The organism is Bacillus sp. 166amftsu (assembly GCF_900107445.1).
GTDB lineage: Bacteria > Bacillota > Bacilli > Bacillales > Bacillaceae_G > Bacillus_A > Bacillus_A arachidis.
Genome location: NZ_FNQA01000056.1, coordinates 1 through 4,689 on the forward strand (window position 1 = coordinate 1; position 4,689 = coordinate 4,689).

Here is a 4,689-nt window from a genome sequence, read left to right on the forward strand (position 1 = left end):
ACAACCAGTTACACCACAACCAGTTACACCACATAAAATCATTACACAACCACAACAAGAACAAACACCAAAGAAAGTAGAAAAAAATCTTCCTACAACAGGCGGTAAAGCTGAAAATCCATACATAAAATGGATTGGAATGGTATGTGTCATACTTGGCTCAATTGGAACTGTATTTGCAGTAAGGAACCGCAAAAAAGCTTAATAATTCAAAGTAAGAAAGGAGAGGAAGACATGCTAGGAGTCATTCAAAGGTGCTCGGGGCTTCTACAGGCAATGAAGAGTTCGAATCAAGAGGAAAAGGGTGTAGATGTAATTAGAGCGTCCCAAGAGGCGTATCAAACAGTAATAGAGGGGGTAAGAAAAGCAGAACAGAGATTTATCTTCATTTTTGATCCAACGGGTCAATTTTACAAAGATACACATCAACAGAAATTAAAACAAGGCTATCGCATTGTAAAGTATGATTTGTTAAGCGAACCAGTTTCTTTAGATTATGAAGATCATCAAAAGGTTGTCACATATGTCAGCATAGATACAAGTAATAGCACCTATGAAGATCGAGGAGAAGCGTTATCTCATTTTCTTCATTTCCTAACAGAGAAGAAGAAGATCCGACCGATTCACCTGGTGTTTTATCAATTCAACCTTTATCCCATCCCTCATATGGAGCAGTTTTTAGAGAAGAGTGCTACTTATAATATTCGAACTTCTATCGTTGTAGAATCTCATTCCGTTTTACAGCGTATATACGGAAAACATGGAGCAAACCGAATTGCTACCTCATGTCAGACAATGGTTCTAGCATAGTCTTACCTTTCAAATAAAGGATTTTAGGGATTTCACAGCTATTCATGATATATAGATGGCTAGAAAACTATACAAGATGAAAGGGGGGATTTTAAGTCCTTCCCCTTTTCGAAGGAGGCGATACACATGGGAAAAGAGCAGAGACTTGCATTCTATGATATATCGTCGTCACGTGCACAAAGTGTCAAAACATTCGATGGCAAAGTGTATCAGTTAAAAGGAGCGGTAGCGGTAGAACATACAACAGGAAACATTGAAAGGGTTGCAGAGATCTATTACCGTGTCCGTTCAGTCATGGATGAAAAACAAAAAGTAATTGCCAAGAGAAGAAACCAGGATGATGAATTGACGACTGTGTGCCAACGACGGAAATAAGATGATTTTCGAGAACAAACAAGCGGTTTTGGAGTGTGCTGAGATAGATAGATTTATTGATGATAATGGAAAAACCAGCAATTTCGTAACTATTCTTATAGACGTTCAAAACGAAAGTTTTTCCTTATCAAAGCACAATTGCCCTTTGAAAACTTCACATGCGTGCCCCCTTTCGAAACGGTCACTAAAAAGGTTGGGTATACGATTGATTGAATGTTCGGTGTGTGAACACATAAAACACACCTGTGACCATGGGAAATACGGTGTATCCATTATCTGTAGGAGTTAGTAATCGTGAGGAATATCCCAGTATGACATTCTAAAGAAGCGATGAACACGAAAAACAGTAGATACACAAGGTTCTACGTACATGCCAAAACGTTGTGCAGTATTGGGCTTATGAAGTTCGGTCGGGATGAATTTTTATATGCATGCCAATATAGGGTTTACCATATCAGCCATAAATGGTAATTAATCGTTATTTTCCCAATATTCTTGCTATAATAATAACCAGATGTGGAGATGCGATCTGAAATCTCAGTAGACTCCAAAATCGCTTGTTTAATACGAATAGGGAGGTCAAAGTATGACTCGAAAATCAAAAATCATCGCCGTTATCGTTGCATTGGTTGCAATCCTAGGGATTGGTTCCACACTGGTATTTTCTAATAGTAAAGATAGTGTCAAAGGAAGAGGGGAATTTATTAAAGTAAAGCATCAAGATGTAGTAAACATTAAGAAAAATAAAGAAACAAAATTTGTGTATTCTTATGGAAAAGAAGTAGAAAAGCGTGAACAAGATAGACTTAAATTATATGAAACACGAATGAAGGATGTTATGGAAGATTTAGGAGTAAATATTAATGCATACGAACGATTAGTATGGGGTTACAGTAATGAGGCAACAGTTATGGTAGATGTAAATACTGACGAGAAAATTGAGGGAGTTGCACTACAAGCCACAAAAATGTTTCAGGGTGGGAATTCAATTAAGTTTTTTTATAAAGGAAACGAAGTAGGAGAAATTAAATTTGATCAATCTGATACAACTAATAAGGGACTTCAATCTTTTCAAAAAGAATTTGAAGATTTTGTTAAGGACATGAAGAAAAATTATGATATTTAAATAGAATTGAAAGGCGGTGTGATAAATTGCCTATTCCAACTATTACACAAAGGGATTTGAAAAAATCAAGAGATTTGGTTGAAAAGTTGTTAAAAGTCAAAGGAGAAAGTTATCAAAATTGGCTCCATGCACAACATCAACAATTCATTGAAGGAAATCAAGAATTAATCTTAGAAGCACTCACTCTATTTGTAGAAGAAGAAAAAGGTTCCGGTAGAGCACCTGAACGTCCGGCGGATCTTTCGCAGTCAAGTGAAGTTGTATAACACAAATATAAGGAGAGTGTAGGGTATGTTTAAATTAAATCATATGATTTTAGGTGCCGGAGACGGCATGTCTAGTCTGATTAGCACAGGTGAAGCAGTATTAACCTGGGCACAACGTTTAGGAATCATTAGTGCGGCTATTGCATTTTGTATTGGTGGTTACTACTTAATCTGGGGTGGTGAACGTGGAAGGCACCAGAGTAAAGGTTGGTTTATTGGTTCAGCAGTAGGGTTAATCATTGTAATGGGTGCAAAGGGATTAGCGGAAGGCATTAATAGTAATATCAAGTTTGGATCCATTTTATTCTTTTGGATGTGAGGATACAACAAAATAGATTTTGGTAAAGAAGCTATGCAATTGTATAGCTTCTTTTTATATGCCTTATATGTCAGTGTAGAGCGTTAGAAAGGAGAGGGGGACACAATTTATGTTAGAAGTCATGTTTACTAAAAGTACAGTACCAGAGATTAAAAGTTTTCAAAAGATGTCGTTACAAGAAGCTTGTAAGATTACGTATCAACTTGAGCAAGCGTTACAAGAACAAGAAAATGTTGTCCATGTAGATTTTCATATTTTAGATCAAGACAGTGAGTTGTATGCAGGGACATTGTCTCTAGGATCTGGTTATGCTCCACATTTATATGAACATGTAGAAAACAAACTGTCTACTATGGAAATGGATGAAGAACAAGAGGAACAAAAAGAAGAACTGTTAGGACTGATGCGACAAGATATTGAAGAGTTTTTAAAGGAAATTGCGCCACCTGAAGAGGTAAAAGAACCAGAAGAAAACAACAGAGCTAGAGAGAAACAACATGCTAACGAAGAGCTTTCCTTAGAAAAAGGAAACAGGAGCAAAAAACATCTGTTTCAAATTATCGGGGGAGCGATTGGCGGGATTGTAGTAGGAGCTGTAAGTGTTTTTTCCTTGTATACTGTTCCAACAAATTCAGTTGAAGCAAGAACCAATCAGCCAGATACGCATTTAGTGAAAGGACTTCAACAAGCTTCCATTCAGCAATATCCAAAGGCAATTCAAGAGTTTGAAAAGTTGGATTATAAAGGACTAGATAAAGAGAGTCAAAAAGCAGTCCTGTTTTCTTATTTATTAAGTGGAAAGGCAACTAAGGCCATACAGTATGAAGCAAAATTTGCGGAGAGTGTTGTAGCTTACTATATAGGAATCGACAATATGAAAAAAATAAATGAGATCGATATTAAAAATGATGTGATTGATTTTGAAAAGGCAGCACTCAATAAGAAATATGAGGATGTGATCCGATTAAAAGCAAAAGTCAATATGGATGGTAGACGTGAAAAGCTTGTAGCTGAAGCCTATGTAAGTCAGAAAAAATTTGATGATTGCTTCACTTTTGCAAAAATACAAGGAAATAAAACGCTTATGAAAGAGGTAAAAGAGCTACAAAAGAAAGATGTGGGGCAATCCACTCTTAGCGAAGAAGAAAAGAAAGCGAAAATCGAAAAAATTGATAAGGAATTAAGCGAAGTCTAAAGGGGGAAGAAATGCTATGCCATTAAACTATCAGAAATTTTTTAGACAGATGGGAATTGTAGCTGTAGGTGGTTCGTTGTTACTAGGTAGTGCTGGTTGTAGTTGGTTTGGAAGTAAGGAAACAGCAAAAAGTAAGCCAGCTATAACCAAAAAAGCTGATAAAAATAAACCAGAAGAAAAGAAAGAAGATATAAATAAAAAAGACTTGGAAACAATTACAGAAAATGCGATAAAAAGTCAGGATAAAGATGTTGCATACGTCCTAGATATCGATAAAAACAAAGTGAATTATAAGGATAAGACAATTGCAAGTAATCTTCAAAATGGAGATGAAACAACTTCTCATGTTCTAGCTCTATTTGAAAAAGAAACTTCAGATAAAACAATTCAGGATACAGTGAAGGACAATGTGGTTGCAGGTATTACAGATGGAAGTCCGCAAGTAACAGTTAAAGGTGACCAATTTGCATTTGGTGATCAAAATACAAATTTATCATTAGCAAGCATTATAGATGTGGCTCCAACGGAGAAACAACCAGATGTGATTGTAGAACCACCAACGGATCCAGGGGATACAAAACCACCAGTGGAACCACCA

Annotated in this window: 7 protein-coding genes and 1 pseudogene; all 8 read left to right on the top strand. The window is 36.3% G+C overall.

Annotated features, from left to right (window positions below):
* On the top strand, positions 1-205 hold a 205-nt coding region (locus BLV40_RS27625), incomplete at its 5' end, for an LPXTG cell wall anchor domain-containing protein (protein WP_139265643.1).
* Between the two features lie 29 nt (positions 206-234).
* Complete coding sequence (locus tag BLV40_RS27630) at positions 235-810, top strand: type IV secretory system conjugative DNA transfer family protein (RefSeq protein WP_090695821.1); 576 nt, start codon at positions 235-237, stop codon at positions 808-810.
* A 126-nt stretch (positions 811-936) separates the two neighbouring features.
* Positions 937-1,185, top strand: coding sequence for a hypothetical protein (locus tag BLV40_RS27635; RefSeq protein ID WP_090695823.1), 249 nt, complete (start codon positions 937-939; stop codon positions 1,183-1,185).
* Positions 1,186-1,771: 586 nt separating this feature from the next.
* On the top strand, positions 1,772-2,311 hold the full coding sequence (locus BLV40_RS27640; RefSeq protein WP_090695825.1) for a hypothetical protein: 540 nt from the start codon (positions 1,772-1,774) through the stop codon (positions 2,309-2,311).
* Positions 2,312-2,337: 26 nt separating this feature from the next.
* Entirely contained in the window at positions 2,338-2,577 is a 240-nt protein-coding gene (locus tag BLV40_RS27645; protein WP_090695827.1) for a hypothetical protein, read from the top strand.
* Between the two features lie 25 nt (positions 2,578-2,602).
* Positions 2,603-2,896: a hypothetical protein gene (locus BLV40_RS27650; RefSeq protein ID WP_090695829.1), complete on the top strand. Its 294-nt coding sequence runs from the start codon at positions 2,603-2,605 to the stop codon at positions 2,894-2,896.
* Between the two features lie 109 nt (positions 2,897-3,005).
* Entirely contained in the window at positions 3,006-4,091 is a 1,086-nt protein-coding gene (locus BLV40_RS27655; RefSeq protein ID WP_090695831.1) for an LPD25 domain-containing protein, read from the top strand.
* A gap of 16 nt (positions 4,092-4,107) precedes the next feature.
* A pseudogene (locus BLV40_RS27660) lies at positions 4,108-4,689 on the top strand (hypothetical protein); the annotation flags it as partial.

Excerpts from the sequence above, each read along its gene's own strand:
- BLV40_RS27640 (WP_090695825.1), top strand. The coding sequence starts at position 1,772 with ATGACTCGAAAATCAAAAATCATCGCCGTTATCGTTGCATTGGTTGCA.
- BLV40_RS27630 (WP_090695821.1), top strand. The coding sequence starts at position 235 with ATGCTAGGAGTCATTCAAAGGTGCTCGGGGCTTCTACAGGCAATGAAG.
- BLV40_RS27655 (WP_090695831.1), top strand. The coding sequence starts at position 3,006 with ATGTTAGAAGTCATGTTTACTAAAAGTACAGTACCAGAGATTAAAAGT.
- BLV40_RS27635 (WP_090695823.1), top strand. The coding sequence starts at position 937 with ATGGGAAAAGAGCAGAGACTTGCATTCTATGATATATCGTCGTCACGT.
- BLV40_RS27650 (WP_090695829.1), top strand. The coding sequence starts at position 2,603 with ATGTTTAAATTAAATCATATGATTTTAGGTGCCGGAGACGGCATGTCT.